We start from the raw sequence: 3204 nt of genomic DNA on the forward strand, positions 1-3204 counted from the left end.
AAATGATGAACTCGTCTCACAGCTTACCGATACAATCTATCATTTACGAAGTATGTATGGAGATGCGTTGTATCCGGAATCACCACAAAATTATCTCGACAAGTGGGCTGCTGATGGATATTTGAGAAAATATTATCCAGATACTAGTGATGAACCCTGCTTTGAGCTGACACCTTCGACAGAGAAAGCGCTCGAATGGATAAAAGAATTAGAGTCGCGAGAATTTGTCGGAACAGAATCACGATTGCTCAAAATAATCGAGATGCTAAGGGAGATTGCCTATAAAAATTCTGAAGATCCCAATCGGCGGCTCTTAGAACTGGAAAGAAAGAAAACAGAAATAGAAACGGAAATCAAAAAACTAAAATCCGGAATACTGGACCGATATTCAGATACGCAAATCAAGGAGAGATACTACGAAATTTCTGATACCTCTACTAAGTTACTTTCAGACTTCAAGCAGATAGAATACAATTTTCGCGAATTGGATCAAGAAGTCCGGAAAAAACAGATTCTACAGGAGGGTCAGATAGGCGAATTGCTGGACAATTTCTTTGAAAGCCATGATATATTCTTAAACTCAGATCAGGGCCGAAGTTTTCGGGCATTTTGGGACTTATTATTGTCCCAAGCAAGCCAGAATGAATTTGACGATCTTATCGAGACTGTCATCCATCTTCCCCAAGTCGAAGAAATAACGGCAGACGATACTCTGGAAGGACTAAAGTATCATTTGATTGAGGCTGGTAATCGAGTAAATACGACAAAGCATAATTTGAATGAACAATTGCGCAAATTCCTTGACGACAGGATATATTTAGAGAACAAAAAGATTGTGGAAACTATCAAGGATATAAAAACAACGGCGGTTCAGATTAAGAATAATCCTCCAAGCAATAAAGATTTCATCGCCATTCCCAGCAACCCTAAAATTAGCATGATCATGGAGCGCCCCTTATGGGATGTCGCTGTTAGCCCGGGACTAACGGTCAAAGTGATCGAGGATGGCCCTTCAGATTTGGTCGATACTGAACGCCTATATTCTCAATTTGAGATTGATAGGGAAGAATTACAGGCAAGGATCAATCAGTTACTTCAGAGTCAGTCTCAAATTACCCTGCGAGCTGTCGTCGAGCAGTATCCTGTAGAACGCGGTCTCGCAGAAATCCTTGTTTATGTCGATATTGCATTGAAGAACAAAAAAGCGTTCGTCAATGAAGAAATCTACGAGACCATGATCCTCTGGAACAGACTTTCTGATAAATATTTTAAAATTCAGATACCTCAAATTGTTATCTGCGGGGAGACATAGTATGGGAAATGAGACGCTGCCCTATGCTCTTGCAGTAATTAGACTCCTTCAGGGAGTTATTTATTACGACGAAAAAGCGACATGGGACTGTCTCATTCAATATCAACGTGATATTAAACAGCACTTTTCTGGAATTGGAATTGAAGTCTTTATTCAGGAAAATGAAGGTTATGCATTTTTAAGGCAGAAAGATTCCTCTCCGTCTGAAGAGGAGCATATACCTCATCTAATTGAACGACGACAACTGAGCTATCGTGTTACCCTTCTTTCAGTATTATTATTTGAAAAATTAATTGAATTTGATATGAAAGGTGGAGACTCAACAAGGTTGTTTATTAATCGTGAAGAGATCAAGGAGTCAGTACGATTATTTTTGCCAGACGGCACCGATGAAGTAAAAATTACAGATAAAATTGACACAGACATTGCAAAACTTGTAGAAATTGGTTTCTTGAGAAAGCTAAGTGCTAATCCAAATCAGTTTGAAGTCAGAAGAATACTGAAGGCAAAAATTTCTGCTGAAGGATTGCAGGAAATAAAGGAAAAGCTGAGGGAACATGCAAAACTCATTGGTTGACTACTCTAGAGATGACCTCCAGAAAGGTTTCCGGCTTAATCGTTTTGAAGTATATAATTGGGGCACGTTCCACAATAACGTCTGGAAGATAGAGTCAGGTGGTTTTAATTCCTTATTGACCGGAGACATTGGATCAGGCAAATCTACACTCGTTGATGCGCTACTGACACTGCTTGTTCCATATCAAAAGATAGTGTATAACAAAGCTGCGGGTGCCGAGAGTAGAGAGCGCAATCAGCTCACCTACGTTCTAGGCGAATATAAGAACGAGAGAAGCGAGTATAATAGTTCTTCCAGCCCGGTCTATTTGCGGCAGGAGAACGATTACTCAGTCCTTCTGGCACGCTTCAATAACAAGGGATTTGAGATTGGGTACACTCTCGCCCAGGTACTCTGGATAAGAAATGGGGCTGTTGATAAATTCTTTGTCATCTCGAAACAGGATTTGAATATAAAAGAGCACTTTACCATAATGCCTGATGATAGAGACGTCTCATTCTTGGAAAAAAGGGACATCTCATTCCTGAAAAAAAGGTTAAAAAATCTTGATGACACAGAAGTATTCGATCAATTTAAAGAATACAGTGCAAAATTTCGATATTATTTTGGAATAAAGTCAGAGAAAGTTCTGGAGTTATTTCATCAAACCGTTTCCATGAAATCAGTCGGGAAACTGACTGACTTTATGCGAAATCATATGCTGGATAAACAGGATGTGACAGGAAAAATTAATGAAATCAAGCGTAATTATGACAATCTTACAAAATCCCATGAGGCTGTACAGCGAGCCAAAAAGCAGTTAGAGCTATTGATTCCTTTAGATAAAGATATCTGGAAATACCAGGATCTTTCAAAAAAAGGTAACCTGATTAAAAAGAGCATTGATTTCCTTCCTGTGTTCTTTTCTGATAAGAAATCGGTCTTGCTCGAGAAGGAAATACAATCACAGAATACAAAACTAGAGCGACTGACGCAAAAAAATTTAACCATTATACAGGACCTGGAAAGATTAAATGACCAGGAAACGAGCATCCACCTTGCCCTTAATAGCAATAAGGAAGGACAAATGATCGCTCAACTGGATAGCAAGATGATATCCCTTAAGCAAGAGAAGGAGCAAAAGTATCGGCGAAGCCAGGATTACTCTGGATTATGTAAGGAGCTATCGTTTCCTGAAGATCCCGATGAAGATTTGTTTCATAAATCTCTTGCTCACGCGAATGACGTGAAGTTAACTGCAGAAGCCGATCTCTCGACCCTCGTCACACAAAGAGATGGTGTAGTGACCGAATATCTCAAATTACGCGACTTATGC

3 protein-coding genes are annotated in these 3204 nt (G+C 39.5%); all 3 read left to right on the plus strand.

The window, feature by feature from the left end; translation table 11 throughout:
* Positions 1–1312: DUF3375 domain-containing protein (locus QCH34_RS09595; RefSeq protein WP_300333364.1), on the plus strand; the 1312-nt coding region annotated here is incomplete at its 5' end.
* 1 nt (position 1313) lies between these two features.
* Positions 1314–1889: a DUF4194 domain-containing protein gene (locus QCH34_RS09600; protein ID WP_300333367.1), complete on the plus strand. Its 576-nt coding sequence runs from the start codon at positions 1314–1316 to the stop codon at positions 1887–1889.
* Positions 1870–3204, plus strand: a 1335-nt coding sequence (locus tag QCH34_RS09605) for an ATP-binding protein (RefSeq protein ID WP_300333370.1), incomplete at its 3' end; no start/stop codon positions are given. The genes QCH34_RS09600 and QCH34_RS09605, both read left to right, overlap by 20 nt.

It is taken from the genome of Methanocalculus sp., from assembly GCF_029762515.1.
In the GTDB taxonomy this organism is placed as follows: domain Archaea; phylum Halobacteriota; class Methanomicrobia; order Methanomicrobiales; family Methanocorpusculaceae; genus Methanocalculus.